General features: G+C 65.5%; 27 protein-coding genes. 20 read left to right on the top strand and 7 right to left on the bottom strand.

Annotated elements, in window-relative coordinates; genetic code table 11:
• Positions 1 to 1,893 carry a methyl-accepting chemotaxis protein gene (locus tag ACQ5J0_RS03075; protein WP_462569057.1) on the top strand — a complete coding sequence of 631 codons (1,893 nt, stop codon included), beginning with the start codon at positions 1 to 3 and terminating at the stop codon, positions 1,891 to 1,893.
• A gap of 28 nt (positions 1,894 to 1,921) precedes the next feature.
• Here the strand turns inward: ACQ5J0_RS03075 and ACQ5J0_RS03070 are convergent, their stop codons facing one another.
• Both ACQ5J0_RS03070 and ACQ5J0_RS03065 read right to left on the bottom strand, forming a co-directional pair.
• Complete coding sequence (locus ACQ5J0_RS03070) at positions 1,922 to 3,187, bottom strand: MFS transporter (RefSeq protein ID WP_462569056.1); 1,266 nt, start codon at positions 3,185 to 3,187, stop codon at positions 1,922 to 1,924.
• Positions 3,188 to 3,441: 254 nt separating this feature from the next.
• Positions 3,442 to 4,260 (bottom strand): flagellin N-terminal helical domain-containing protein, encoded by an 819-nt coding sequence (locus ACQ5J0_RS03065; protein ID WP_462569055.1) that lies wholly within the window; start codon positions 4,258 to 4,260, stop codon positions 3,442 to 3,444.
• Positions 4,261 to 4,481: 221 nt separating this feature from the next.
• Here ACQ5J0_RS03065 and ACQ5J0_RS03060 point away from each other — a divergent pair, with 221 nt between their 5' ends.
• From ACQ5J0_RS03060 to ACQ5J0_RS02970, 19 genes are all read left to right on the top strand, one after another.
• Positions 4,482 to 5,738, top strand: a complete 1,257-nt coding sequence (locus ACQ5J0_RS03060; protein WP_462569054.1) for a sigma-54 interaction domain-containing protein — start codon at positions 4,482 to 4,484, stop codon at positions 5,736 to 5,738.
• On the top strand, positions 5,735 to 6,100 hold the full coding sequence (gene fliE, locus ACQ5J0_RS03055) for a flagellar hook-basal body complex protein FliE (protein ID WP_462569053.1): 366 nt from the start codon (positions 5,735 to 5,737) through the stop codon (positions 6,098 to 6,100). Before ACQ5J0_RS03060 ends, fliE begins: the two co-directional genes overlap by 4 nt.
• Before the next feature lie 3 nt (positions 6,101 to 6,103).
• Entirely contained in the window at positions 6,104 to 7,717 is a 1,614-nt protein-coding gene (gene fliF / locus ACQ5J0_RS03050; protein ID WP_462569052.1) for a flagellar basal-body MS-ring/collar protein FliF, read from the top strand.
• On the top strand, positions 7,714 to 8,727 hold the full coding sequence (gene fliG / locus ACQ5J0_RS03045; protein ID WP_462569051.1) for a flagellar motor switch protein FliG: 1,014 nt from the start codon (positions 7,714 to 7,716) through the stop codon (positions 8,725 to 8,727). The genes fliF and fliG overlap by 4 nt, the downstream gene beginning before the upstream one ends.
• Complete coding sequence (locus ACQ5J0_RS03040) at positions 8,720 to 9,298, top strand: FliH/SctL family protein (RefSeq protein ID WP_462569050.1); 579 nt, start codon at positions 8,720 to 8,722, stop codon at positions 9,296 to 9,298. Before fliG ends, ACQ5J0_RS03040 begins: the two co-directional genes overlap by 8 nt.
• On the top strand, positions 9,286 to 10,617 hold the full coding sequence (locus ACQ5J0_RS03035; RefSeq protein WP_462569049.1) for a FliI/YscN family ATPase: 1,332 nt from the start codon (positions 9,286 to 9,288) through the stop codon (positions 10,615 to 10,617). Before ACQ5J0_RS03040 ends, ACQ5J0_RS03035 begins: the two co-directional genes overlap by 13 nt.
• On the top strand, positions 10,607 to 10,990 hold the full coding sequence (locus ACQ5J0_RS03030) for a hypothetical protein (RefSeq protein ID WP_462569048.1): 384 nt from the start codon (positions 10,607 to 10,609) through the stop codon (positions 10,988 to 10,990). The genes ACQ5J0_RS03035 and ACQ5J0_RS03030 overlap by 11 nt, the downstream gene beginning before the upstream one ends.
• Before the next feature lie 56 nt (positions 10,991 to 11,046).
• Entirely contained in the window at positions 11,047 to 12,345 is a 1,299-nt protein-coding gene (locus ACQ5J0_RS03025) for a hypothetical protein (protein ID WP_462569047.1), read from the top strand.
• Positions 12,346 to 12,381: 36 nt separating this feature from the next.
• Positions 12,382 to 12,969, top strand: a complete 588-nt coding sequence (locus ACQ5J0_RS03020; RefSeq protein ID WP_462569046.1) for a flagellar basal body-associated FliL family protein — start codon at positions 12,382 to 12,384, stop codon at positions 12,967 to 12,969.
• Positions 12,966 to 13,868, top strand: a complete 903-nt coding sequence (locus ACQ5J0_RS03015; protein ID WP_462569045.1) for a FliM/FliN family flagellar motor C-terminal domain-containing protein — start codon at positions 12,966 to 12,968, stop codon at positions 13,866 to 13,868. Before ACQ5J0_RS03020 ends, ACQ5J0_RS03015 begins: the two co-directional genes overlap by 4 nt.
• A gap of 1 nt (position 13,869) precedes the next feature.
• On the top strand, positions 13,870 to 14,178 hold the full coding sequence (fliN, locus tag ACQ5J0_RS03010) for a flagellar motor switch protein FliN (RefSeq protein ID WP_462569044.1): 309 nt from the start codon (positions 13,870 to 13,872) through the stop codon (positions 14,176 to 14,178).
• Positions 14,178 to 14,474 carry a flagellar biosynthetic protein FliO gene (locus tag ACQ5J0_RS03005; RefSeq protein WP_462569043.1) on the top strand — a complete coding sequence of 99 codons (297 nt, stop codon included), beginning with the start codon at positions 14,178 to 14,180 and terminating at the stop codon, positions 14,472 to 14,474. Before fliN ends, ACQ5J0_RS03005 begins: the two co-directional genes overlap by 1 nt.
• Positions 14,471 to 15,241 carry a flagellar type III secretion system pore protein FliP gene (fliP, locus tag ACQ5J0_RS03000; protein ID WP_462569042.1) on the top strand — a complete coding sequence of 257 codons (771 nt, stop codon included), beginning with the start codon at positions 14,471 to 14,473 and terminating at the stop codon, positions 15,239 to 15,241. The genes ACQ5J0_RS03005 and fliP overlap by 4 nt, the downstream gene beginning before the upstream one ends.
• A gap of 5 nt (positions 15,242 to 15,246) precedes the next feature.
• Entirely contained in the window at positions 15,247 to 15,519 is a 273-nt protein-coding gene (locus ACQ5J0_RS02995; protein WP_454598486.1) for a flagellar biosynthetic protein FliQ, read from the top strand.
• Complete coding sequence (gene fliR, locus ACQ5J0_RS02990) at positions 15,516 to 16,301, top strand: flagellar biosynthetic protein FliR (protein WP_462569041.1); 786 nt, start codon at positions 15,516 to 15,518, stop codon at positions 16,299 to 16,301. Before ACQ5J0_RS02995 ends, fliR begins: the two co-directional genes overlap by 4 nt.
• Positions 16,298 to 17,461 carry an EscU/YscU/HrcU family type III secretion system export apparatus switch protein gene (locus ACQ5J0_RS02985; RefSeq protein WP_462569040.1) on the top strand — a complete coding sequence of 388 codons (1,164 nt, stop codon included), beginning with the start codon at positions 16,298 to 16,300 and terminating at the stop codon, positions 17,459 to 17,461. Before fliR ends, ACQ5J0_RS02985 begins: the two co-directional genes overlap by 4 nt.
• Positions 17,458 to 18,876 carry a flagellar filament capping protein FliD gene (gene fliD, locus ACQ5J0_RS02980; RefSeq protein ID WP_462569039.1) on the top strand — a complete coding sequence of 473 codons (1,419 nt, stop codon included), beginning with the start codon at positions 17,458 to 17,460 and terminating at the stop codon, positions 18,874 to 18,876. The genes ACQ5J0_RS02985 and fliD overlap by 4 nt, the downstream gene beginning before the upstream one ends.
• Before the next feature lies 1 nt (position 18,877).
• Positions 18,878 to 19,258, top strand: coding sequence for a flagellar protein FliS (locus ACQ5J0_RS02975; protein ID WP_462569038.1), 381 nt, complete (start codon positions 18,878 to 18,880; stop codon positions 19,256 to 19,258).
• Between the two features lie 197 nt (positions 19,259 to 19,455).
• Positions 19,456 to 20,139: a response regulator transcription factor gene (locus ACQ5J0_RS02970; protein WP_462569037.1), complete on the top strand. Its 684-nt coding sequence runs from the start codon at positions 19,456 to 19,458 to the stop codon at positions 20,137 to 20,139.
• 18 nt (positions 20,140 to 20,157) lie between these two features.
• Here the strand turns inward: ACQ5J0_RS02970 and ACQ5J0_RS02965 are convergent, their stop codons facing one another.
• The 5 genes from ACQ5J0_RS02965 to ACQ5J0_RS02945 all read right to left on the bottom strand — a co-directional run bounded on the left by ACQ5J0_RS02965 (position 20,158) and on the right by ACQ5J0_RS02945 (position 24,494).
• Positions 20,158 to 20,883, bottom strand: a complete 726-nt coding sequence (locus tag ACQ5J0_RS02965) for a sigma-70 family RNA polymerase sigma factor (RefSeq protein ID WP_462569036.1) — start codon at positions 20,881 to 20,883, stop codon at positions 20,158 to 20,160.
• Positions 20,880 to 22,982, bottom strand: a complete 2,103-nt coding sequence (locus ACQ5J0_RS02960) for a flagellar biosynthesis protein FlhA (RefSeq protein ID WP_462569035.1) — start codon at positions 22,980 to 22,982, stop codon at positions 20,880 to 20,882. Before ACQ5J0_RS02960 ends, ACQ5J0_RS02965 begins: the two co-directional genes overlap by 4 nt.
• Entirely contained in the window at positions 22,979 to 23,800 is an 822-nt protein-coding gene (locus ACQ5J0_RS02955) for a transglycosylase SLT domain-containing protein (protein ID WP_462569034.1), read from the bottom strand. The genes ACQ5J0_RS02960 and ACQ5J0_RS02955 overlap by 4 nt, the downstream gene beginning before the upstream one ends.
• 113 nt (positions 23,801 to 23,913) lie before the next feature.
• Positions 23,914 to 24,249, bottom strand: coding sequence for a hypothetical protein (locus ACQ5J0_RS02950; protein ID WP_462569033.1), 336 nt, complete (start codon positions 24,247 to 24,249; stop codon positions 23,914 to 23,916).
• On the bottom strand, positions 24,246 to 24,494 hold the full coding sequence (locus ACQ5J0_RS02945) for a flagellar biosynthesis anti-sigma factor FlgM (RefSeq protein WP_462569032.1): 249 nt from the start codon (positions 24,492 to 24,494) through the stop codon (positions 24,246 to 24,248). Before ACQ5J0_RS02945 ends, ACQ5J0_RS02950 begins: the two co-directional genes overlap by 4 nt.
• Between the last annotated feature and the right edge of the window lie 58 nt (positions 24,495 to 24,552).

Raw genomic sequence — 24,552 nt, 5'->3', positions numbered from 1 at the left:
ATGGCTGCTTTCAACAACATGCGAATTGCGCAGAAAATCATGGCAGGATTGGCGCTGCTCGCGATCTTATCCCTGTTCATCGCCGGATTTGGCGCGTTCGAGCTGTCGTCGACCACGGAACGTTCGCGCGTTCTGGTGGAGCAGGATGCGGCTAGCATGCGACTGGCTGCGGAGGCGAACGAGAATAAGAGCCGGATGCACCAGATATGGTACGCGGTTGCTGCAGAGAACGACGTTCCAGATTTTCGCAATATGCTTGAGCAGATTGCCGGAGAACGACGTGAATTGGAGGCACGTTTGAATGAACTTCGTCCGTTCATGCAGGGCGAGGAACAGGATCTCTTGGCTAATGTTGAGAGCGGCCTTGCTGACTATTATCGCGCCACGGATACGGTTCCGGCGCTCTGGATGGCAGGTCAGCGGGAGGAAGCCGAAGACGTCATCCAGCATCCCGCATCCAAAGCATTTTCCGTGATCGACTCTGCACTGACTGCCATCGTCGAGCGGCAGGAGCAGGATCTCGCAACAGGCGCGGCAGCAACCGACGCCGAAGCAGAGATGGCGATCTGGACCTTGTGGATCGTGGCAGCAGTAGGTCTGGCGACGATTTTCGGAGCCGTATTCATGTTGGTGCGCCGACAAGTTACCGATCCGATCATCGGCATGACCGCGCTCATGGACAAGCTTGCTCAGGGCGATAACAGCATGGAGATCCCCGATGTGGATCGCCAGGACGAAATCGGCAAGATGGCGCGCGCGGTCCTCGTGTTTCGGGATAATGCTCGCGCTCAGGCCGCCGCCGAAGCCGAAAAGGCTCGGACTGAAGCCGAGCAGAACCTAGTGGTCGAAACCTTGTCGGAAGGTCTTGGGAACCTGGCGAAGGGCGATCTTTCTTATCAGATCACTGCGCAGTTCACTGGCGCTTACGACCAGGTGAAGTCCAATTTCAACTCGGCGGTTTCCGGGCTTCGCGATCTGATCGGTGCCGTCATGGAAAGCGCCGATTCGCTTCGTTCCGGCTCGGGCGAGATTGCCCAGGCGTCCGAAGACCTCGCGCGCCGCACCGAGAGCAATGCAGCAAGCCTGGAAGAAACCTCCGCCGCCCTGACGCAGATCGACGGGCGTATCAAGGCGACTGCGGAAGCGGCGAGCCGGACCGTATCGCGCGCCGACCAGGCGATCTCGACTGTCAGCAGCGGTCGGACCACGGCAGATGGCGCGGTGGAAGCGATGAGCCGGGTGCGGGCGAGCGCCAAGGGGATCGACGAGGTCATCGAAGGCGTCGACAAGATCGCGTTTCAGACCCGCGTTCTGGCGATGAATGCCGCCGTCGAGGCCGGGCGTGCCGGCGATGCCGGCCGGGGTTTTGCGGTAGTGGCCGATCTCGTTTCCGCCCTGGCAATGCGCGCCGAAGAAGAGGCGCAAAAGGCGCGCGATCAGCTCACCGTCACCCAGGGCGACATCGTTACCGCGGTCGAAGCCGTGCAAAAGGTCGATGGTGCTTTGGTCGATATTTCCGCAGGGGTCGGGGAGGTTCACGAATTGCTGGGGACCATGGCCACGGACAATCAGGCGCAGGCTTCGGCGATCACCCAGATCAGCGCGGCGATCAGTCAGATGGACCAGTCGACGCAGCAGAATGCCGCTATGGTGGAGGAAACCTCCGCCGCCGCACGCAATCTCAACACCGAAGTCGAATCTCTGGCCGAGAAGGCAGGTCATTTCCAGCTCGAGAACGGACCTGCGAAGCGGGTCGCAAGGGTCGCCGAAAAGCCCGCAAACCGATCCAACGGCTATGTCTCGCCCGTGAAACCATTGCCGGTGGCAGCAATGGCGAGAGCCAATGGAAGCGGCGCGCTGCGTGCGGAGGCCGCCGACTGGAACGACTTCTAGCCAACGTCTCGGCTCGGTGCCTATCTCTCTATTCCGCCTCGCGCGGGACCGAGAGGTAGGCCACCAGCGCCAACGCAAGCCCCGCTGCGGCCAGGCTCAGAGCCAGATCGTAAGACAGCGTCGCGTCGTAGAGCATCCCGAAGCCGACCACGCCCAGCGCTGTGCCGAGGAGCGAAATCGTCAGCAGCACGCCAAACATCAGGCCGAACTCGTCGCGATCGAAATGGCGACCGACGAAGTAGCCGATCGCGTCGAGTTCCAGGCCTTGCATCAGTCCGACGCAGACGATCGCCAAGAGCACCATCCATTCCGGCGCGCCCGAATAGAACATCAGGCACCCGGCGGCGGCTGCCATGGTGACGACTGCCGACACATGGCGGGCATCGGTGCGATCGAACAGCCAGCCGATCCCGATGCGCGCCACCAGCACGACTGCAGAGTACATCGCGATCATTGGCGCCGTTTGGCCGATGCCGTTGTGCCGCAAAAGTGGCTCGAGCTGGGTCAGGATACCGGCGGTCGGGATGTTGGTGGCGAAGACCGCCAGAGCGAGCGCCATGAAACTGCGACTGCGCAGCGAGGCCCAGATCTTCGCCCGGTCAGCCGGCGGGGATCGTTCGATCACGGCAAGCGCGCCGAGCGAGCCCGAGCTGCGTTCTTCGGCTAGATTAGCCTCGGGCACCTCGCTTTCGGTAACCCTGTCCCTGAGTCCGAGCAGGACAACCGGCGCGCCCAGGAAGGCGGCCAGTGCCGCGAGGGTGAGCAACCCGCCCTCGGGCCCATATTGCCAGATCATATGGGCGATCAGCGGAGTGAACAGCAGCGCGCCGATCGAGGCGCCCGCCGCCATGATGCCCAGCGCCTGCCCGCGCGCGCGTTCGAACCAGCCGGTCACCGCGCGGGAAAAGGTCATGCCCGTGGCACCCGGGGCGACGATCCCGAACAGCGCCGAGAGCAGGACGAAATGGAAATAGGGTCCCGGCATCTGCGACATGGCGGCGAACACCGCGGCAATCAGCAAGAAGCTGACCGCAGCGATGATCCTGGCGCCGAAGCGGTCCGTCAAGCGGCCGATCAGCGGCGCGGTTATCGAGCCGAGCAGGCCGAGCGCGGCGGCCATGGCGATATCGCCGCGGCTCCAGCCGTATTGTTCCGATAGCGGGATCACGAACAGGCTGGAGGTGTAGAAATAGAGGCCGGCCCCGGTGGCCATCCCGACATGCGCGCTCGCCACGACCGAGCCGCCGCGTTTCCATTCCTGGTGAGCGGTCGGTCTTGCGGCGACCATGGACATTGGCTGCCGGTTCACGGCCGGGCAGACTCGATCGTCAAAGGCAAGCCTGTCGCTCCCGCTCCGTCAGCCAATCGCCGAGCCGGGCTCGACGGCACTCTTGTGCTTGGCGCTTAGGCTAAACCGGCAGGCTTGGTCGAGCAAGCGGAAGGGCAGGCCGGCGCTGAGGGTTGATGCTGCAAGCCCAACATCAAAAGGAAAGGCCCGCCGCCCCAGGGGGACGACGGACCTTGCCGGGTTCGATTGCTGTCTCGAAATTAACGAAGCAGCGAAAGAACGTTCTGCTGGCTCTGGTTGGCCTGTGCCAGCATCGCGCTGGAAGCCTGGCTGAGGATCTGCGACTTGGCGAGAGCGGTCGTTTCGGCCGAATAATCGGTGTCTTCGATCCGCGAACGCGCGTCGGAGAGGTTGGTGATGTTGTTGCCGAGGTTGTTGACAACTGACTCGAGGCGATTTTGGGAGGCGCCGAGACCAGCTCGAACTGTGTTAACCGTGCCGAGGTGACCATCAATAGTCGCGAGAGCGCCATTAGCCTGCGTACCATCACCAGCCACGGTGATTGCAAGGGCGCTAAGGGCGCTAATGTCGCCCACGACGATATCGACTTTATCCGTTCCATTGGCGCCGGTCTGGATCGTGGTGGTCTTCCCTGCGCCTGCAGCTCCGAAGACGTTAACGCCGTTAAACTGAGTAGTATCAACGATCGATTTGATCTGAGATTGCAATTCGGTCATCTCTGTCTGCAGGTTTGTGCGGTCAGTTGTGCCGTAGGTGCCAGATGCGGCCTGAGTGGAAATCTCTCTCATGCGCTGAAGCATGTTGGTAACTTCTTCGAGGGCGCCTTCAGTTGTCTGAGCGAGCGAGATGCCGTCGTTGGCGTTGCGGATGCCCTGGTTCATGCCCTTGATCTGCGAGGTCATCGAGGTGGCGATGGCGAGGCCGGCGGCGTCGTCCTTGGCGGAGTTGATGCGCTTGCCGGTCGACAGGCGTTCCATGGCGGTGGCAAGCGACTTGCCGGCAGCGTTCGAAGCGTTGGAGGCCTTCAGTGCCCCGATGTTGGTATTGATGACGTTCATGACAGATATCCCTCTTGGTCTACGATCACTGCCCCTGGTCAGGATGCGGCAGCCGATACCCAGACCGACCGGATCGAGCAGGAATTAAGGGAAAAAGCGTTCCGGCCGCAGGGTTCCGTTAACCATATCCGTAATTCTACGGGGTCTAAATTTATCCATTTGTTCGACGTCCCGGGTGCATTTCAACGTCCGTCGGTAAGACATGCCACCAGGGGGCGGTGATGGACGGGATTACGAAGACCACGAATTTTACGAGGCGGCACTCGACGATCGAGTCACGGCTGGCGGGAATTGCGTCGTCGCTCTTCATGGATCGACCGGTGACCCTGGCCGATGCCGAGGAGCCGGCAGCGAACCGCGACGCCCGTACCATTACGCTCGCTCGTGGCGAGATGGCCGAATTCGCATTCGCCGGAACCGGCGGCGCGCTTACCTATCAGGATCCGATCGCCGAGAGCAGCATCGCGGCGCTCGTCGCGATGATCTACGCCGGACATGGTCCGGTCGCGGCCGACCCCGCTTCGCTGTCCGTGATCGCGCTGGCCGACCGGCTTGCGCGGACCGACATCCCGGTGCTCATCAACGGTCCGACGGGCACCGGCAAGGAAGTCCTCTCCAATTTCATCCATCGCCGCAGCGACCGCCGCGACAAGCCGTTCATCGCACTCAACTGTGCCGCGATCCCGGAGGCGATGCTCGAAGCCATGCTGTTCGGGCACGAGAAGGGTTCCTTCACCGGCGCCAGCGCCGCAGCCGAGGGCTTCTTCCGCGCGGCCGATGGCGGCACTCTGCTGCTCGACGAGATCGCCGAAATGCCGCTCTCGCTTCAGGCGAAGCTGCTGCGTACACTGCAGGAGGGCGAGGTGGTGCCCATCGGCGCGACCCGGCCGATCAAGGTCGATGTCCGGATCATCGCCTGCGCCAACCGCGACCTGCCGCTCGAGGTGGCCGAGGGCCGCTTCCGCGCCGACCTTTACTATCGCCTCAATGTCTTTCCGATCGCGATGCTGCCGCTGCGCGAGCGCCAGGCCGATATCGCGCCGCTCGCCTTCACCATGCTCATGCGCCATTCGGCCAAGGGCGACCGCGTGCCGTGGATCGACGAGGCGGCGCTTGCCACGCTGCGCAGCTATCCATGGCCCGGCAATGTCCGCGAGCTCGAGAACGTGATGCGGCGCGCGTTGCTGCTTTCGCAGGGCGAAGCCGTGATCGGGCCGCAGCACATCATCTTCGACATGACCGCACGCGCAGTGGCGCCGACCGCACCAGCGGCGAGCGAGACGGTTGCCGAGGAAGCGCCTGCCAAACTGTCCAAGATCGTCAAGCTGTCCGAGGCGCGCGCGATTATGGAGACGCTGGATTCGGTCGGCGGGCACCGCGCCAATGCGGCCCGCGCGCTCGGCATCAGCGAGAGAACCTTGCGTTATCGTCTGGCTTCCTTCCGTGAAGCCGGCATTGCAGTGGGAGGCACACGATGAACCCCGTAGGCAGCATGGGCGGAGGCGGATCGATCGACCAGATCATCGCGCTGCGCCAGCAGATCATCGATCGTTCGAAAGTCCTGCAGGAACTGCACGAAGCCAAACCGGCGTCGCCGGTAGAAGGCGCGGCGCCGCAGCGGGCAGACTTCGGCAATTCGCTGCGCGACGCGCTCGACAACGTCAATGCGACGCAGGCGCGCGCCAGCGGGATCACCGAGGCTTACGAGCGCGGCGAAGTGACCGATATCGCCAAGGTGATGCTGGCCCGGCAGGAAGCCGGCGTCGCCTTCGAGGCAACCCTCCAGGTGCGCAACAAGCTGTTGTCCGCGTACCAGGAAACCATGCGGATGGGCATCTAAGCCATGACCGGACTCGTTCCCACCGCGCCCACCGGCGGCGGCGCGCTCGCGACGCTGACAAGCGGATCGGGTAGTTTCGCCGAACGAGGACGGGCCTTCGCGGCGCAACCCTCGGTGCGCAAGATGCTGCCGTGGTTCGCGGGTACGGCGGGCCTCGGCCTGCTGGCGCTGACCTGGGCCACCCTCTCGCCCGCACCGCAGCGCGTGCTCTATTCCTCGCTCGACGATTCCGGACGGGCGGGCGTGGTCGCTTCGCTCGATCAGGCGGGAATCCCTTACAAGATCGACAATGGTTCGGGCACGCTCACCGTCAACGAGGACGATGTCTACCGCGCCCGTATGCTGGTCGCCGCCGATGGCTCGCTGGCGGCGCCTGCGAGCGGAACCGACCTGATCGACAATCTGCCGATGGGCGCCAGCCGCACGCTCGAGGGCGATCGCCTGCGCGCCGCGCAGGAGCGCGAACTGGTGCTTACCATCATGGAGATCGACGGGGTCGAGGCGGTCCGCGTCCATATCGCCAAAGCCGAACGATCGGTCTTCGTGCGCGACGATGTCGCCCCCTCCGCCTCGATCATGGTGCGGATGGCATCCGGGCGCCAGCTTGCCGACAGCCAGGTCGCCGCGATCACCAATCTTGTCGCCGGCTCGGTTTCGGGTCTGGCGATCGATGCGGTCAAGGTCGTCGACCAGCACGGCAAATTGCTGACCCAAGCCCGCGACCCCAACAGCGGCCGGCTCGATCTGCAGGCGCAGATGGAGGCCAAGCTCAACGCGCAGGTCGATCAACTGCTTGCGCCGATGTTCGGTGCCAATGCTTTCTCCTCGCAGGTGCAGGTCGAACTCAACATGGACGAGGTCACCTCGGCCCGCGAGGTATACGACAAGGACGGCTCGGTCCGGCGCGAAACCACGCAGCAGTCGCAAAACGTCGCGATGCAGGCAGGAGGTATTCCCGGTGTGCTCGCGAACACGCCACCGGCCGACCCCGAAGCGCGTCCCGGTGCACCCGAAGATGCTGCACCGGGCGAACCCAACGGCATCGGCGAAAGCAGCGCGACCCGCGTCTACGAAATGGGCCGCGAAGTTTCGGTTTCCAACCTCACCCCGGGTTCGATCAAATATCTCTCGGTCGCGGTCGCGATCGATCAGGCCGCGCTGGCCAAGGCAAGCGCCGCCGACATCGCCAAGGTCAAGGAACTGGTTTCGGCCGCGGTCGGCGCAAGGGTGGATCGCGGCGACCAGGTCACCGTGGTGATGCGCGCATTCGAAAAGGTCGAGGCCGAGGGCATACCCTTCTACGAGACCAGCTGGTTCGGCATGGCGGTGCGCAACGGCGTCGCCATCCTCGCGGTCCTGCTCGTCCTGCTCCTGGCTGTCAGACCGGCGATCAAGGCGCTACGTGGGCCCGGCGGGAACAGCGATGAGGCCGACACCGGGGAAGGCGCGCAGGCGCTGGCAGGTTCCTCGCAGGCGTTGGTTTCCTACGACCGCGAAGCGCTCGACAGCCAGATCGAACTCGCCCAGCGGATCGCGCGCGAAAATCCCGATGACGCGGTGCTCGCGCTGCGGCGACTGCTCGCCGAAGATGCCAGACTGGCGGGAGAAGCAGCATGAGTACACCCCTGCCGCTGGGTGGCACCGACAAGGCGGCCATCATGGTGATGCTGCTCGCCGAGGAGGATGCCTCAAAAATCCTTTCGCAGTTGACCCCGGACGAGCTGCGCCAGCTGGCCGGCACGATGTGCGGCATTGGCGAGGTCCAGCCGCAGTCGATCATCGACGCCATCTCGGGCTTCTCCCGCTCGACCGAAGGCAATGGCATCGGCGATCATGGCCGCGTGGCCAGCGTCCGGCGGATGCTCGAAGGGGCGGTCGGCGAGGTCAAAACCGAGAACCTGATGCGGCAGATCGCGCCCGATGCGGAAGGCGAGGGCCAGCCGGCGCTGGGCCTGCTGCGCTGGCTCGATCCGCAGATCATCGGCGAAATCCTCGCCGACGAACACCCGCAGGCGATCGCAGTTCTGCTCCTCCAGCTCGACACGGAAGTCGCGGCTGCGGCATTGGCGGTTCTGCCAGAGCATCTGCACACCCCGGTGCTCCACCGGGTCGCGCGGCTCGGACCCGTTTCGCGCCAGGCGATTACCATCCTCGAGCAGACGCTCAACGCCAAGATCGAAAAGCTTCATGGCTCGATTCCGCTCACCATGGGCGGCATCAAGCAGGCCGCGGAGATCATCAACCGCTCGCACCGCAGCGTCGAGAAGCGCGTGATCCCCTCGATCGGGAAAGTCGACAAGAAGCTCGCCAAGGAACTCGAGAACGAGATGTTCAAGTTCGAGCATCTGTTCGCGCTCGATGTGAAGATGACCGGCGTGCTGCTGCGCGAGATCGAGAACGACACGCTGATCCTGGCGCTCAAGGGCATCGAAGCCGAGCAGCGCGAACAGTTCTTCGGCGCTATGTCTTCGCGCGCGGCAGACGGGCTGCGCGACGATATCGAGGGCCGCGGCCGGGTGAAGAAATCCGATGTCGAACAGGCGCAGAAGGACGTGGTGGCAATCGCCAAGCGGCTGATGGCCGATGGCGAGATCATCATGGGCGATGGCGACGAGGATTATGTCTAGGATATCCTATTCGGCGCTCGGCAAGCCCGGCGGCTTCACCCCGAGCAACCGCTACGCGCGCGCGGTGGTCGAGCCGATGGCGACGCCCGCACCGGTCGACGCGGTGGCCGAGGCCTATCGCAGCGGTTTCGAGGACGGTCAGATCTCGGCCAAGGCCGACGCCGAGGCGCTGCTCGTTCGCGAACGCGCCGAACGCGCGGCGATCGAACTCGCCTTCGCCCGCTTCGACTTGGAGAGCGCGCAGGCCCTGCGCGAGACCTTGCGCGCCACCGTCCATGCACTGTGCGACGATGCGGTGCTGCCGCTCGCGCTCGATGGCGATGCGCTGGCACGCAGGATCGAACTGGCGGCGGCCATGCTCCAGCGCAAGCACGACCAGCGGATCATTCATATCCACCCCGAAGACCTCGCGCTGGTGCGCGGCAGCGTCTCCCCCGAGCTCGAACTGCTGCCCGATGCGACCATCGAACGCGGCGGCCTTCGCGTCGAGACCGACGATGGCGGGGTCGAGGACGGCCCCCAGCAATGGCGCCGCGCTATCGCCGAGGCGTTCGATTCATGCTCGCCCTGATCGACAATGTCCTGACCGAGGCCGCAATGGCTCCGCTCGATCTCGCCCCGCGCCGCTTCGGGCGGGTGGTCGCCTGCGACGGCGGGCTGATCGAGGTCTCGGGGCTGGGCGTGCCGATCGGCAGCCTGTGCCGGATCGCGCAGGGCAACGGCACCGAACACCGCGCCGAGACCATCGGCTTCCGCAATGGTCACACCATGATGATGATGCTCGGCGATACCGTCCTGCTGCGCCCCGGCGCGCTCGTGCGGCCCGAAGGGCAGCCGGGCATGCTCTACGTCGGGGAGGAATTCCTCGGCCGAGCCGTGGATGGTTCCGGCAGCCCGATCGACGGGCGTGGCCCGGTGGGATCGACCACCGCCTGGCCCGCGGGCGGCCACCGCGTAAGCGCGCTCGATCGTTCGCGCGTGACCGAGCCTTTCGACAGCGGCATCCGTTCGCTCAACGCGCTGACCACTTTCGGCGTGGGCCAGCGGATCGGGATCATGGCGGGCTCGGGGGTCGGCAAATCGGTGCTGATGGACATGATCGTCGAGGGCGCCCGCGCGGATGCCGTGGTGGTCGGTCTGATCGGCGAACGCGCCCGCGAGGTTTCGGATTTCGTCGGCCGCCACATGTCGGGCCCCCGCGCCGCGACCACCGCGATCGTCGCGGTTCCGGCCGACCACGCCGCCAATCTGCGGATGCGCGGCGCGCTGCTGGCGACTTCGCTGGCGGAGCATCTGCGCGGCCAGGGCAAGCGCGTACTGCTGATCCTCGACAGCCTCACCCGCGTCGCGCATGCCGCGCGCGAAATCGGCATTCTGCTGGGCGAACCCGGCGCCGCGCGCGGCTATCCGCCCTCCGCGCTCGCCACCATCACCAAGCTGATCGAGCGCGCCGGCAATTCCGGCGAGACCGGCGGCGCCATTACCGGTGTTTACACCGTGCTTGCCGATGGCGACGATCAGAACGATCCGGTCGTCGACACTGCGCGCGCGATCCTCGACGGGCATATCGTGCTCTCGCGCGAGATCGCGCAGCGCGGACAGTATCCAGCGGTCGATGTCGGCGCTTCGCTCAGCCGGGTGATGAACGACATCGTTGCGCCCGATCACGCCAAGGCCGCGCGGCGTTTCCGCGCGCTGAGCGCGACCTATGAAGCCAACCGCGACCTCGTGATGATGGGCGCCTACCGCAAGGGGACCGACGCCCTGCTCGACGAGGCGATCGCGCTCAACGCGAGCATGGTCGATTTCCTTTCGCAGGAGGTCGGGAGCCATGTCGATATCCCCACCGCCGCGGCGCAGATGAGCGGGCTGTTCGCCGGTGAAAACTGACCCGCGCAAGCTCAAGCGGGCCAAGCTGCTCGAACGGATCCGGACCGTCGAGCGCAGCCGTTCGGCGCTCGCCGCGTCCGAAGCCGAAGCCACCCGCCGGCGGCTTTTCGGCGTGGCCGAGCGAACCCGCTCGCTGGCGCGGCATTATGCGCAGCAGGACGACGCGATGACCGGCACCGATCTGCGCGGAGCGAAGGCGATGCAGGATCAGCTTCAGCAGCTATGCGCGCTGAGCGAACGCCACGCCGAAGAGGCGGAGCAGCGCTCCGACGCGACGATGGACGAGCTCGCAAGCGCGGAACGCCGGATGCGGCGGGCGGAAGAGGATCGCCGAAGCCTGGCGCGCGCGATCGTGGCCGATCTGGAGCGCTGAGTCCAAGATTGGCACGGTTCTTGAAGAGAGAGCCGTGAACAGCAAACGGACTCACGATGATGGCGCTTCCTTCCTTCCTTGCCGCAATCGACAGGCCGCAGACCAAGCCCCTGCCGGGCGTGGGCGATGCGGCGCAAGGCCTTGAAAACGCCGGGTCCGATGGCTTTGCGGCGCTCATCGCGCAACTGATCGAGATCATTCCCGCAGCCGGCAAGGCGCAGGCCGAGGCCGATCAGACGGCGGAGGGCCAGACCGGCAATCTGCCGACCGGCAAGGATTTGCCGGTCGAGGGCCAGCCGCTTGCCGCTCTTGCCGCTGTCCAGCCCGAGCTGGGTGCACCCACCATCGTATCGCCGCTGCCGGCTTCGGCTGCTGCGGGCAATTCCTCCGCCACGATCATATCCTTCCGGCAGGCGCATACCGAGGCGCAAATGCCCGGGCAGGCAGAGCCGGTCGCCGGGCGCGCTCCGGAGGGCGAGCTTTCGCAGGTTCAGGCCAGGGAAAGCGCCGTCGGACAGGCGGCGCCGCGAGCGGATCAGATCCGCATGACGGTTTCCGTCGCGCCGGTCGACCCGGCCGCCCCCCGCGCCGCCACGCCGCAGGATGTGCCCGTTCCGGTCGAGAAGCAGCTGGTCCAGGCGCTTGCGCCGCAATCCGGCGAGATGAAACAATCCGGCCGGGATCCGCAGGAGCAGAATCCGGCATCGGCGGAGCGCGGCCCGTCGGCTCGCGTCTCCGCACCGGACAAGGAATTCGGCGCGGCCGAGCGACCTGTCCAGGTCTCGGCCGACGCGGGCAAGCCGACCGCCCCGCCGACCACACTGCCGATGGCAGCCGCTGGCGAAGCCGCGACAGCTAGCCGGTCGGAAGCCGCGCGTACGAGCACTCCCGCCCCCGTCGCCGCCGCGACCTCGGTCGAGAATATCGAGCGGCTGGTGGAGCGGCTCTCGGTGGCGCGCGAGTTCGACATGGCGAAACCCGCCAGCATCGCGGTGACGCATCGCGAGTTCGGGGCGCTGACGGTCACATTCGACAATGCGCGCAACGGCCTCGATGTCGAGATCGCGGCCAAGGACAACGACATGCAGCGCGCCCTGGCGCAGGCCGTCGCCGCCGATCGGCCCGCATCGCGCGCGGGCGAGCCGCTGCAGCAATCGCACCAGCCGGCTTCGCAGGCCACCGCCACCGGTTCGGAGCGCGGCGCCGGTTCGCCGGGGCAGGGTGCCACCTCCTCGGGAGCCGGGTCGCAAGGCGAGCCCTCGCAGAACCAGCGCGACCGCAGCCTGCCTTCCTCGCGGCAGGACCCTCGCAGTCCCGCTGCCCCATCTCCCGGCGACGACGCGCTCTACGCCTGATCCAACCCCTTGTTTCTGAACCAATAGGACTGCTCAATGTCGGACGACAAATCCCCCACCCAACCCAAGCCCAAGAAGAAGGGCGGCCTCATCAAGGCTGTGCTGTTCGGGCTGGTCCTGCTCGGCGCGGGCGGCGGGGGAACCTATGCCGCCTTCGCCAGCGGTATGATCGGCCAGCACGCCGAAAAGCCGGAGGACCTCAAGCCCAAGCTCGTTCTCAAGGGAACCGAGGATCCCTTTCCCTTCGCCGCCGACGGCGCGGACAAGGACAAGATCGAGATCGTCCACGGGTCGGGGGGCAGCGAGTATCGCACCGCCTATTACAATTTCAGCGACGAGTTCACCTCCAACCTCGCCGGCGGTACCGCGCTGATCCAGATCAGCGTCGCCGCCTCGACCCATCACGACGGGCGCGTGTTGATGTGGTTGCACGAGCATGAAACGGCTCTGCGCTCGCGGGTCCTCGTCGAACTGGCTTCGACCGAGGAAGCCGAGCTGATGGGGGTGTCGGGCAAAGAGCAATTGCAGAAGCGACTGACCGCTGCGATCAACGAAGTGCTCGAGGAGCGCGAAGGCTTCGGCGGGGTCGCAAACGTTTATTTCCGTTCGCTCATCATCCAATGATCAGCGCCACCTTTCCTCAAACGGCGGCGCGGGCTGCCAGTCATTGCGACGAGCTGCTCAGCCGCGCGGCGACCCCGCCCGACTTTGCCAACGAGTTCGAACGCTTCGCCCGGCAGTTCGCCGAGCATGCGCAGTCCTCGCTGGGCGAGCTGTGCGACTGCCGTGCGCTGCGGGGTGAGATCGGCGAGCTGGCGCAGCTGCCGGCCAGCGACTGGCTGACCCAGGTCTCGACCGGCAACGTCCATTCCTTCTTCGCCCTCGGGCAGGAACGCTGCGGCATTCTGGTCTCCACGCCGGTGGCCGATCTGGTCGCCAAGTTCGAACGCATTCTCGGAGGGACCGGAGAGATCGAGGAGTATTATGCAGTCCTCCCCGCCTCGGCGGAGCGCTTCGCGCAGCAGTTCGAGGACCGCATCGCTGAGACCCTGCGGCGCAGCTGCGATCGGCGCGAGATCGCGGCTTCGGCCAGCGGCTCGGTGGTCGATCAGGTCGCGCCGTTCGAGGCGGGTGAACGCATCTGGACCGCCACGCTCTCGGTCACGCTGTCCGGAAGCAAGCGGATCTGGCGGGTTCGGCTGGCGGCCAGCGAAGCGATGCTGGCCAAGATCGTCGGCTCGCGCGCGGTCTCGCCCGCCACCGGGCGCACCATCGGCGCGCGGGGGCTCGAGGGCTCCGCGATCGCCGAGGTCGAGATGCCGCTGCGCGCGGTGCTGGTCGACGTGCCGATGTCGATCGCCCGGCTGGCGCAGCTTTCGCCCGGCTCGCTGATCCCCGTCGCGGTGCATCGCAATGTGCCGCTGCTGATCGGCAACACCATCATCGCCCACGGAACCGTCGGGGAAATCGACGACCGCGTGGCGCTCGAACTGACGCAAACCTCCATCTCGAAGGAACACTGACATGTCGCTTCACTCCGACGGCTTCGGCCTCATCCAGGACATCGACGTCCGCCTGACGGTGGAACTCGGCCGTAAGCAGATGCGCCTGCGCGACGTGCTGGCGCTGGGCGAGTCCAGCTTCATCGAGCTCGACCGCCTCACCGACGAACCGCTCGACATTCTGGTCAACGGCAAGATGATCGCGCGCGGCGAAGTGGTCGCGCAGGGTAATCGCTTCGCCATCCGGGTGCTCGAACTCGTCGGCGCTTCGGGCAGCAGCGGCGCCTCTTCCAGCGCGATCGCCGAACCCAAAGTGGAAGCCCTGCAGTAATGTTCTGGTATGTCCTCAAACTGCTGATCCTGCTGCCGGTCATCTGCGCGATGATCTGGGGTACGCTCAAGCTGGCCAAGCGATTGCAGGGCCAGTTCGGCGTGCCGGCCGGCGGCGAGAAATCGGTCAAGATCATCGAGACCACCATGCTGTCGCCCACCTTGCGGCTCGCGGTAATCGAGTTCCATGGTCGCGAGATCCTGGTCTCGACCTCGCGCAATGGGCTGACCCGGCTGGCGGAGGCCCCGGCGCGTGTCCGCGAAGCCGCACCGGCACTGGTGGAGCCGACCCCATGATCGCCCGGTTTGCCAAGTACGGCGCGGCCCTGGCTGCCATGACCTATCCGGTCATGGTCAACGCCCAGGCGGCGACCGAGGGCGCCGTCCCCGGTGCGCTCGATCGCGCCTTCGGCCAGATGGCGGGCGCGGGCGGCGAACCGCTGAGCCTGTCGCTCCAGCTGCTGCTGGTGATGGGGCTGCTGACCATCCTGCCGGCGCTGCTGCTGATGATGACCAGCTTCACGCGGATCATCATCGTGCTGGCGATCCTGCGCCAGGCGCTCGGCCTGCAGCAATCGCCCCCCAATCAGGTCCTGATCGGGATCAGCCTGTTCCTTTCGCTGTTCATCATGGCTCCCACGCTCGAGCGCGTGAACGAGGCGGCCATCGCTCCTTATTCGGCGGGCGAGATCGGCGCCGAGGTCGCGATCGAGCGGGGCGGGGACCAGTTCCACGCCTTCATGATCCGCCAGACCCGCGAATACGATCTGCGGATGTTCGCCGATATCGCCGACGCACCGCAATTCGCCAGCCCGCAGGAGGTGCCCTTCTCGATCCTGCTTCCGGCCTTCGTCACCAGCGAACTCAAGACCGCATTCCAGATCGGCTTCATGCTGTTCCTGCCGTTCCTCGTCATCGATCTGGTCATCGCCAGCGTGCTGATGAGCCTGGGCATGATGATGATGAGCCCGATGATCGTCTCGCTCCCCTTCAAGCTGCTGCTCTTCGTCCTCGTCGACGGCTGGGCGCTGCTGATGGGATCGCTCGCCTCCAGTTTCGCGTAGCCGCCATGGATGAAGCCTCCGTCCTCCTGTCGCTCGCCGACCGCATGCTGTGGATCGCCGCTCTCGTGGCGGCCCCGGTTCTGCTCGCCAGCCTCGCCATCGGTCTGGTGATCGGGCTGGTCCAGGCTGCGACCTCGGTCAACGAACAGACTCTGACTTTCGTCCCCAAGCTGGCTGCGGTCGCCTTCGTGCTGGTCGTGTTCGGCGCCTCGATGATGGCGCTGGTCAGCGATTTCATGCTCGATATCTTCGCCGAGATCGCACGGATGGGCCGGTGACGGGTCTCGATTTCGGTTTTGGCGCGCTCGAGCAGGACATGTGGCGGGTCGTCTTCCTGATGACCCGCATCGGTGCCGCGCTGCTGGCCGCGCCCTTTTTCGGCGCCTCCTCGGTGCCGATGACGGTGCGGATCTCGCTCACCGGCGCGCTGGCCATCTTCACCTCGATCTGGCTGCCCGAGATCGCGACCCCGCTGGCGCTGCTGTCGCTCGAGGGCCTGATGGCGGTGGCCGGGGAAGTGATCGTCGGCCTTGCGCTCGGCTTCGTGCTCCAACTGGCCTTCGCCGCCCCGACGATCGCGGCCGAACTCATCGGCGGCGGAATGGGAATGAGCATGGCGATGTCGAGCGATCCGATGGGTGGCGGGACGACCACCGCTTTCGGCCAGTATTTCGTTATCGTCCTGACCCTGATCTTCCTCGCCACGGGCGCGCATTTGCACTGGATCGCACTGGTCACCGAAAGCTATCGCGCCTTCCCTCCCGGAGAGACCTGGCTCGGCGCAGATCGCTTCGCCATGATCGCGGGCTTTGCGACCAGCATGTTCGAGACCGCATTGCGGATCGCGCTGCCGGTCGCGCTGATCCTGTTTCTGGTGCAGGTGCTGACCGGCATTCTGAGCCGCTCGGCTCCCTCGCTCAACCTGTTCGCGCTCGGCCTGCCCGCGGGCGTTCTCGCCGGGCTTGCGGCGCTCGTGATCTCCGCGCCGCTGATCTACGACCAGTTCGTCGGGATCGTCGCAGGCTCGCTCGAACAGACCGAAAGCGTGATGCTGCGATGAGCGAGGAAACCGCCGGCGAAAAGACCTTCGCGCCAACCGAGAAACGCCTCGCCGACGCCGCCAAGAAGGGCGACGTCCTGCGGTCGAAGGAATCGGGCACGGCGGCGGTGATGTTGCTGGGCGGAGCCTGGCTGGTGTTCGCAGGGCCTTGGCTGCTCGAAGGCCTCGCCGGCCTGATGCGCGAGGCGTTCCGCTTCGACGCCCGCGACATGAGCGATTACAACGTCGGCATCCTGATGATGGAAGGGCTGGAGCTCTCCGTTCTCGCCATCCTCACGCTCGCGGTCCCGGTCATTCTTGTCACTTTGCTCACCCAATTGGGTTTCGGGCGCGGGCGGTGGGTGGCGAAGAATCTCGCCGCGAAGGGTTCGCGGATCAATCCGTTGTCGGGCCTCAAGCGGATGTTCGGGCCGACCGGCCTCATCGAGATGGGCAAGGGCCTGCTCAAGATCGTCCTCCTGGGAGCGATCGCCTTCGTGTGGTGGAAGTCGAGCATCGACACGATGATCGGTCTGGGACGCGGTTCGCTCTCGGTCCAGCTCGGAGCCGCCTGGGACGCGACCGTGTCGCTTATTTTCGCGCTGTCGGCGGGTCTGGTCATCATCGCGATGGTCGATCTGCCGATCATGTGGCTGCGCCAGCAGAAGCGGCTGAAGATGAGCCATCAGGAAATGCGCGACGAGAACAAGGAATCCGAAGGCTCGCCCGAAATGCGTTCCGCCCGTCGGCAGCGCCAGCGCGATATCGCGACCGGCTCGGTCATGGGGGCGATGCGCGAGGCGCAGTTCGTGATCACCAACCCGAGCCATTTCGCCGTCGCACTGACCTACGACCAGACCAAGGCCTCCGCGCCGATCGTGCTGGCCAAGGGCCGCGGCGACAAGGCCATGGCGATGAAGGAACTCGCGCGCGAGATGGACCTGCCGATGCTCGAATTCCCCCAGCTCGCGCGCTCGGTCTATTTCACCACCCGCGAGCGGCAGGTGATCTGCGAGGACCTCTACGGCGCCATCGCCTCGGTCCTCGCCTATGTCCTGTCGCTGAAGCGCGGCGAGAGTCCCCAACCGCCGCAGATCGACGTACCGGTTGCGTTGCGTTTCGACGCAGAGGGCCGGCTGGCGGTTAATCCCGCCAGTGCCGGGCCGTTCTCAGAACGATGAATGTTCCCCCTTCCTCGATCGCGACCACGCTCGGTATCGGCAGCGGCATCGACATGGCCGGGCTGGCCGTCCAGCTGGCCGAAGCCCAGTTCGCCGGTCGCAACGAGCGCCTGACCGCCAAATCCGAAACGCTGGAGCGCCAGATCTCGCTCGCCGGCTCGATCCGCAGTTCGTTCTCGGTCTTCGCCAGTGCGCTGGGCGACCGGTTGCGGACCGGCGATCTCGCGCCGACGCCGAGCATCAGCAATCCGTCGGTGGCGAGCGTCTCGAGCCCGCTGGGATCGCTCGGCAAGGGCACCTACTCGCTCGAGGTCACCAGGCTCGCGAGCAATCAGACGCTGACCGGTCCCGTCTACAGCGCGGCGAGCGACGCGGTCGGGGCGGGGACGCTGACCATCCGCTTCGGTGCAACGTCCAACGCCGGTTTTACCGAGAACACCGCGCGACCCGCGCTGGCGCTCGAGATTGCGGCCGGCTCGAGCCTGGCCGACGTCGCCAACGCGATCAATTCCCAGAACGCCGGCCTCACCGCCTATGTCGCGCAGACCGCGGCGGGGGCCCAGCTGGTGATGAAAGGGGCCGAAGGCCGCGAAAACGGGTTCGTCGTGGAAGCGACCGAGGACGGCGCCAATCCCGGGCTTTCAGCGCTCGCCTGGCAGCCCGGCAGCGATCCGGCGCAACTGGTGAAGCCATCCGCCGATGCGGAATATCTCCTCGACGGTCTGCTTCGTCGCAGCGCCAGCAACACCATCGCCAATGCAGCGCCGGGCCTTTCGCTGTCGCTGACCGGTACCAATGTCGGCGCGGCGGCGACGATCGGCTTTGCCAGTTCGACGGGTGCGATTGCCAGCGTGATGCAGGACATCACCGGTGCGCTCAACGAGATCACCTCGGAACTGCGCGCGGCGACCAACCCGCTGGGCGGCGAATTGTCGCGCGATCCGGGAGCGCGGGCGCTCAGTCGCAGCCTCTCGGCGCTGGGCTCGGTCGTCATCATGCCGAGCGCCCCAGAGGGATCGCCGCGCACGCTGGCGGAACTCGGGCTGGCGATCGAGCGCGACGGCAGTTTCCGTTTCGACAACGCCAAGCTGACGCAGGCGCTCGCGCGCGACCCCGCGGGGGTGGCGGCGATGTTCACCACCGGGATCAGCGGTGTCTATTCGACCATCGACAGACTGGCGCGTTCGAACAGCGTTTCGAGCGACCCTGGCACCCTCGCCGGTTCGATCGCTCGCTATCAGTCGCAGTCGCAGCAGCTCTCGCGCGACCTTACCAAGCTGGCCGAACAGCAGGAAACCCTGCGCGCCAGCATGGTTGCACGCTTCGCCAAGGCCGATAGCCGCGTCGCTGCTTCCAAATCGACGCTGTCCTTCCTGCAGTCGCAGATCGACGTCTGGAATGCGCAAGGGAACTGACATGCTGGCCCGCACGCAACCCGCCGACGCCTATCGCGAGGCGAATTTCGACGCTCGCCTGATGGGGGGCAGCCGCGACGATCTGGTGATCTTCTGTATCGAAGACCTGATCGCCAATCTCGGCGCGCTCGAGATCGCCGAGGCGCGGTCCGATCGCTCGGCCCGCAGCAAGGCCCTGACTCGCTGCGTAACCGTGCTGACCGCGCTGGAACTGGGCATCGATCGCGAAGCGGCGCTCGCAACCAGTCTGCTGCAATTCTACGGCGCCGCCAAGGTCTCGCTGCTGGACTCGGTTCGCGAAACCGACCTTGGAAATGTCGCCGCGATGAAACAGGATTTTCGCGATATCGCCCAGGCGATGCAGGCGGCCAGGTTTACCTGAGACGGAAATAAATCCCGATTAGAAACTTTTCGATTGCAGTGCGCGAATCGGTTGGGCTAACGTTTGTTAACGAAGTTGGTTAACGAACTCTGGCAAGCGCCCTTGAGGCGTGAAGCCGGGAGCGCTAGCCTATTGAAAGTAAAGATCAATACTTTGGATTCGGATTTCTAGACGGGGTAATCGGGGGTCTTTCATCGATGTCGAAAGTGTACGTCGTCGATGACGACGCAGTGCGACGCGCGCAGATTTGCCGGCTGCTGGCCGGCGAAAATATCCACCCCGAACCCTTCGATTCAATCGACGAGCTCCTCCAGTTCATGCCCTCGCAGGGTTTCATTCTTGCTCATGACCGGGACCAGGGAATCTTCGAACTCATCCAGAGGCTCGAGCGCGAAACATGGCTGCCGGTCATTGCCTATAGCGACGAGCCTGAAACCGCACGGATCGTCAGGGCGATGCAATCGGGGGTTGCATCCTACGTCACCTACCCGCTGAAGACCGCCGAATTTCGCCGCGAATACGACATGCTCAAGAGCACCTTCGCAACGAGACACGTCAAGCAGCAACGCTCCATCGCCGCGCGCAGAATGCTCGAAGCGCTGAGCAATCGGGAGCGCGAGATTCTCGCCTGCATGCTTGATCATGGCACGAGCAAGGCGATCGGCCGGCATCTCGGGATCAGCCCGCGCACCGTCGAGGCGCATCGCGCCAGTCTCATGGCGCGGCTCGAAGTGCGCACTGCGGCACAGGCGATCCGCATCGCGGTCGAAGGCGACGCATTCGGTCTGACAGAAGAGAGATCGACGCATCAGGACAATCCCACGCTGGGGATCGCCTGCGACGACCGCTATGAGGAGCTGGTTCAGCAGGCTGTCGGCTAGCGGGTCGTCGTCTGGGCCCTAGTCGCGATCCGCAGCCGCTATCGTCAGGCGAAGCTTTTCCAGCGCAGCCGATTTGAGCTGGTGAACGCGCGGTACGCTTACTTCCAGCACCGCGGCGATCTCGGTTAGATTGAGTTCCTCGACGAAGTGAAGCTTTACCACCAGCTGCAACCGCTCGGGCAGAGCCGCGATCGCCTGCGCCAGGCCGGCCCGGTCCTCGACCTGCAGCAGGCTCGCTTCGGCATCGGGGTCCTCCGACTGGAATGCGGGATCGCTGTCCGAGTAACAGTCCTCGATCGAGCTCATCGTGGTGTAGAGCTGGCGCCGGATATCGTGAAGCTCCTCGAGCGAGACGTGGACTGCGCGCGCCAGTTCGGCTGCCGAGGGTTCGCGACCCAGCTCGCTGCGCAAGCCATCGGTCGCCTGCTCGAGCTTGCGCCGCATCTGCAGCGCCCCGCGCGTGTGATGCGATTGCGATCGCAGCAGATCGATCATCGCGCCTCGAACGCGCATCTTGGCATAGGCAGCGAAGCCGTCGTCGCTGGGCCGGTCGTGACGCTGCGCGCATTCGGTCAGCGCGATCAGCCCGGCCTGCATCAGATCGTCGAGATCGATCGAGCCGCTACAGCTGCCGCCGTAATACCAGGCCAGCTTGCGCACCATGGGCAGGAATTGCGCGACCCGGTCGTCGACCCCGCTGGCATAGGCTCGGCGTGCATTGAAGTTCGAATGGTCGTGTTTCATGCCGCGAGAGCCTCCGTGTCATGGCCAAGTGCCGCGGGTTCTTCATGGGTTTCGCCGCCGACGACCGCGATGACCTCGATCGGCTGCGTGGCGGGCAGTTCGGTGATGGACAGCACGGTGCAGCCCGGCGCGCGCATCTTGAGAAGTGCGCCGAGTGCTCGGCGCGCGCGCGGCTGGACGATCAGCGCGGGCTGGGTCGAACCAGGCTCGCGGCCCGCCACGATCGCGGCAATCCGTTCGCCGATCGAGCGACCAAGATCGGGTTCGATGACAAGTTCGCCGGTCGAGGGATCCTGCATCCCGTTGACGACCATTTCCTCGAGCTGCGCCGCCAGGGTGATCACCGGCAGCTTGGTGTCGGGCCCGCAGGTGTCGCCCAGCAGCATGGCGCCCAGATCGGCGCGGATGATGTCGATCAGCCGATCGTGCTCGCCGGTCTGCTGTGCGGCGAGCGACAGGCTGGAGAAGATCGGCAGCGCGTGGCGCAGCGAAATACCGTCTGCGAGCAGCGCCTTGAGCACGCGGGTGACCGCTGCGAGCGAGAGCGGCTGCGGCGTGATCGTCTCGATCAGCTGACCATGGCGTGCGCGCAGGTGATCGACGAGGTCGCGCACCTGGTCGGGGCCGAGCAGATCCTGCGCGCGGGTTGCGAGCAGTTGGTGAAGCTGGGTGGCGATGACGCTTTCGGGATCCACCACCAGATAGCCCTCGGCCACGGCGAGATCGCGCGAGCCGGGATCGATCCACAGCGCCGGACAACCGAAACTTGGGTCGACCGTGGCCTCGCCCGGCACCGCGTGCGAATGCATGACTTCGCCGGTATCGATCGCCAGCAGCGAGCCGGGCTTGAGCCGGCCGCTGCCGATCGGACTGCCGCCCAGCCTGATGCGATAGCCGTCGGGGTCGATCTCGAATGTATCCTCGATCCGGAAGGGCGGGACCACGAAGCCGAAGGCCTGGCACATCTGGCGGCGCAGGCCGGTCAGGCGCGCGATCAGCGTTGCACCGTGGCGCTCGTCTGTGAGATGGATCAAGCCGTAGCCCAGCTGGATGGTGACCATGGTCTGGTCGGTCACATCGTCGATCGAGATCCTCGATGGGTCGGGCGCGGCCACCGGCTCGACGAAGTTCGCGGCAGCATCGCCCCGGGTCTTGAGCGTGCGCCAGAGCAGGAAGGTGCCTGCCGCGAGCGGAAAGAAGATCGCCTGCGGCATCGCGGGAATGCAGCCCATGGCGAACAGAATGCAGGCGACGGGCAGCCAGATCTTGGGATCGGCCAGCTGGCCGCCGATCTGTCCGGTGAGGTCGCGGGTGTCCGAGACCCGGGTGACGATGACGGCTGCGGCGATGGAGAGGAGCAGCGACGGGACCGAGGCCACCAGCGCGTCGCCGATCGCCAGAGTGATGTAGAACTGGCCCGCCTCGGCGATCGACAGGCCGTGCGTTGTCATCCCGAGCACCAGCCCGGCGATGATGTTGATGAACAGGATCAGCAGCGCAGCGACGGCGTCGCCCTTCACGAATTTGCTGGCACCATCCATCGAACCGTAGAAATCCGCTTCGGTGGCGATCTCGACGCGGCGCGCCTTGGCTTCGTCCGCAGTCAGCAGGCCGGCCGCGAGATCGGCGTCGATCGCCATCTGCTTGCCGGGCAGCGCATCGAGGGTGAAGCGGGCCGAGACTTCGGAGACGCGTCCGGCGCCCTTGGTCACCACCATCAGATTGATGATCATCAGGATCAGGAAGACGAAGATGCCGACGGTGAAATTGCCGCCGATCAGGAAGGCACCGAAGGCTTCGATCACCATGCCCGCAGCGGCTTCGCCTTCGTGCCCGTTGAGCAGCACTATACGGGTAGAAGCGACGTTGAGCGCGAGCCGCAGCAGGGTAGCGAACAGCAGAACCGAAGGAAAGGACGAGAAGTCGAGCGGCTTCTTGGCGTTCATCGCTGCCATCAGGACCGAGACCGACAGCGCGATGTTGAGCACGAAGAACAGGTCGAGCAGGATGACCGGGATCGGCATGACCATCAGCAGGATGATCGTGAGGATGCCGATCGGCAGGGCGAGTGCCGGGCTGAAGATATGGCGCGCGCTCACAGGCCGAACGCCTTCAATTTACCATAGGCTGTGGCGATGGTCTCGCTGGCGCGGCCACCCATCGGGGCACCCGCGCCGCCGAAAGTGGATTTGAGCGTTTCCGACATCGAGGGGCGCGACGCGGCGGCCGGCAGTCCGGGGGAGGACATCGCCGATCCCGAAAAGCCGCGCGGTGCGAAATTGCCTTGCGCGGCGAAGGCGGCGAAACGTTCGGGAGCGCCTGTCATTCCGGCGGGCAGCGGGCTGTCCCCATAGGCAGAGGCGACCTTGTCGCGCATCACGCTCATGACCTCGCCGACAGATCGCGCGCGGCCTCCTTCATAGAAGATCGACCGGTTGGCGCGCGCCGGCTGGGGCATCAGCGCCGCTGCCGACTGATCGGGATTGGCACCCAGCGCGCCGAGGAATTTCTGCGCTCCGCCCAAGCCTAGGAAATGGGCGAGATAGAGCTCGGCGGGTTCGGGGTCGCGCCCGAGCGTGACGCGCAGCCCATCCGTATTCTCGCGGGCCAACTCGGCGGCCATCAGCGAAGAGGCATCGGCATCATAGCGCAGCGACATGACTTGTGCTCGGGTCGCGGGATCCGCGATCCGACCGCCCGGGCCGATCGCATGGTCGGCCCAGTCCATGCCGTGCTTGGAGCCATGGCGGTCGACCATCTGCGTCCAGGTGGAATCGATGAATTGGTAGAGGCCGGTGGCGCTGGAGGTTGCCGCCTTGGCTTGCGGGTCGAGCCCGGATTCCAGCTTCGCCTGCGCCAGCAGATAGTTGAAGTCGACCCCCGTGCGCACCGAAGCGCGCGCGATGGCAGCCTGCACTTCTGTTCTCGGTACGGAATTGACGGTTGGCACGAAACCTCCGGGGATTGCCTTCCCGGATGTTCAGCAAGGTCCGTGCCAAATCTGATCGGCTGGTCGGGCCCGTTTAGGCGTCAGGCGAGCGCCACGCCTCCGCGACGACGCGGCAGCGCGGTGTAGGCTTCGCTGGTGTTGGTCAGCGTGCCCAGGCGGTTCTGCACGTTGGAAGCGATGAGGTTGCGCAGGCGGCGATTGATCTCGTTGAGCCGCCGGACCGCGTCGAGCGCGCCGAGGCATTCCTCGTCGAGCTGCTCGCGCTGAACTGCCTCGAGCCGGGCGCATAGATCGAGCTTGCCGGTGGTCGACCGGACGATCCCGTCGAGGTCGAGGGCGGCAAGCGCCTGCCGCTCGCCTTCGAGCAGGGCAACCATTTGCCGCAAGGTGGCAAGCGGGCTGGAGGTCACGGTCATTTGCTGATCGTCCCGTAGAGGCCGGCGGCGATGATCGCATCGGCGATTTCGGTGGGAATGATGGGGTAGCGATCGTTCTGCAGAGCCTTGCGGATCTCGGCGACGCGATCGTGATCCACGGGCTGCTCGCCCGAGGTAACCCGCGCGGTCGAAACCGGGGCTTCGGATTCGCGCGTTTCGGCGGCGGACTTCTGCGAAGCCGAGATCCGCTGTGCAGGCGCAACGCTCGCGCTCGCGCGCTGCACCGCTCCTGAAATTTCCGGCAATCCGACAATCCGCATCGTTTCGCTCCACTATCTGCTC

This window comes from Qipengyuania sp. SM2512 (assembly GCF_054954005.1).
The sequence above is the reverse complement of the archived record's forward strand: the minus strand, read 5'-3'. Positions and strand labels throughout refer to the sequence as shown.

Bases quoted from the DNA above. Each gene is read 5' to 3' on its own strand.
- ACQ5J0_RS02985 (WP_462569040.1), top strand. From the start codon at position 16,298: ATGAGCGAGGAAACCGCCGGCGAAAAGACCTTCGCGCCAACCGAGAAA.
- ACQ5J0_RS03065 (WP_462569055.1), bottom strand. From the start codon at position 4,260: ATGAACGTCATCAATACCAACATCGGGGCACTGAAGGCCTCCAACGCT.
- ACQ5J0_RS03025 (WP_462569047.1), top strand. From the start codon at position 11,047: ATGATGGCGCTTCCTTCCTTCCTTGCCGCAATCGACAGGCCGCAGACC.
- ACQ5J0_RS03020 (WP_462569046.1), top strand. From the start codon at position 12,382: ATGTCGGACGACAAATCCCCCACCCAACCCAAGCCCAAGAAGAAGGGC.
- ACQ5J0_RS02995 (WP_454598486.1), top strand. From the start codon at position 15,247: ATGGATGAAGCCTCCGTCCTCCTGTCGCTCGCCGACCGCATGCTGTGG.
- ACQ5J0_RS03060 (WP_462569054.1), top strand. From the start codon at position 4,482: ATGGACGGGATTACGAAGACCACGAATTTTACGAGGCGGCACTCGACG.
- fliF (WP_462569052.1), top strand. From the start codon at position 6,104: ATGACCGGACTCGTTCCCACCGCGCCCACCGGCGGCGGCGCGCTCGCG.
- ACQ5J0_RS03015 (WP_462569045.1), top strand. From the start codon at position 12,966: ATGATCAGCGCCACCTTTCCTCAAACGGCGGCGCGGGCTGCCAGTCAT.
- ACQ5J0_RS03075 (WP_462569057.1), top strand. From the start codon at position 1: ATGGCTGCTTTCAACAACATGCGAATTGCGCAGAAAATCATGGCAGGA.
- ACQ5J0_RS03005 (WP_462569043.1), top strand. From the start codon at position 14,178: ATGTTCTGGTATGTCCTCAAACTGCTGATCCTGCTGCCGGTCATCTGC.
- fliE (WP_462569053.1), top strand. From the start codon at position 5,735: ATGAACCCCGTAGGCAGCATGGGCGGAGGCGGATCGATCGACCAGATC.
- fliN (WP_462569044.1), top strand. From the start codon at position 13,870: ATGTCGCTTCACTCCGACGGCTTCGGCCTCATCCAGGACATCGACGTC.
- fliG (WP_462569051.1), top strand. From the start codon at position 7,714: ATGAGTACACCCCTGCCGCTGGGTGGCACCGACAAGGCGGCCATCATG.
- ACQ5J0_RS02965 (WP_462569036.1), bottom strand. From the start codon at position 20,883: ATGAAACACGACCATTCGAACTTCAATGCACGCCGAGCCTATGCCAGC.
- ACQ5J0_RS02970 (WP_462569037.1), top strand. From the start codon at position 19,456: ATGTCGAAAGTGTACGTCGTCGATGACGACGCAGTGCGACGCGCGCAG.
- ACQ5J0_RS03040 (WP_462569050.1), top strand. From the start codon at position 8,720: ATGTCTAGGATATCCTATTCGGCGCTCGGCAAGCCCGGCGGCTTCACC.
- ACQ5J0_RS02950 (WP_462569033.1), bottom strand. From the start codon at position 24,249: ATGACCGTGACCTCCAGCCCGCTTGCCACCTTGCGGCAAATGGTTGCC.
- ACQ5J0_RS03070 (WP_462569056.1), bottom strand. From the start codon at position 3,187: ATGTCCATGGTCGCCGCAAGACCGACCGCTCACCAGGAATGGAAACGC.
- ACQ5J0_RS03035 (WP_462569049.1), top strand. From the start codon at position 9,286: ATGCTCGCCCTGATCGACAATGTCCTGACCGAGGCCGCAATGGCTCCG.
- ACQ5J0_RS02975 (WP_462569038.1), top strand. From the start codon at position 18,878: ATGCTGGCCCGCACGCAACCCGCCGACGCCTATCGCGAGGCGAATTTC.
- fliP (WP_462569042.1), top strand. From the start codon at position 14,471: ATGATCGCCCGGTTTGCCAAGTACGGCGCGGCCCTGGCTGCCATGACC.
- fliD (WP_462569039.1), top strand. From the start codon at position 17,458: ATGAATGTTCCCCCTTCCTCGATCGCGACCACGCTCGGTATCGGCAGC.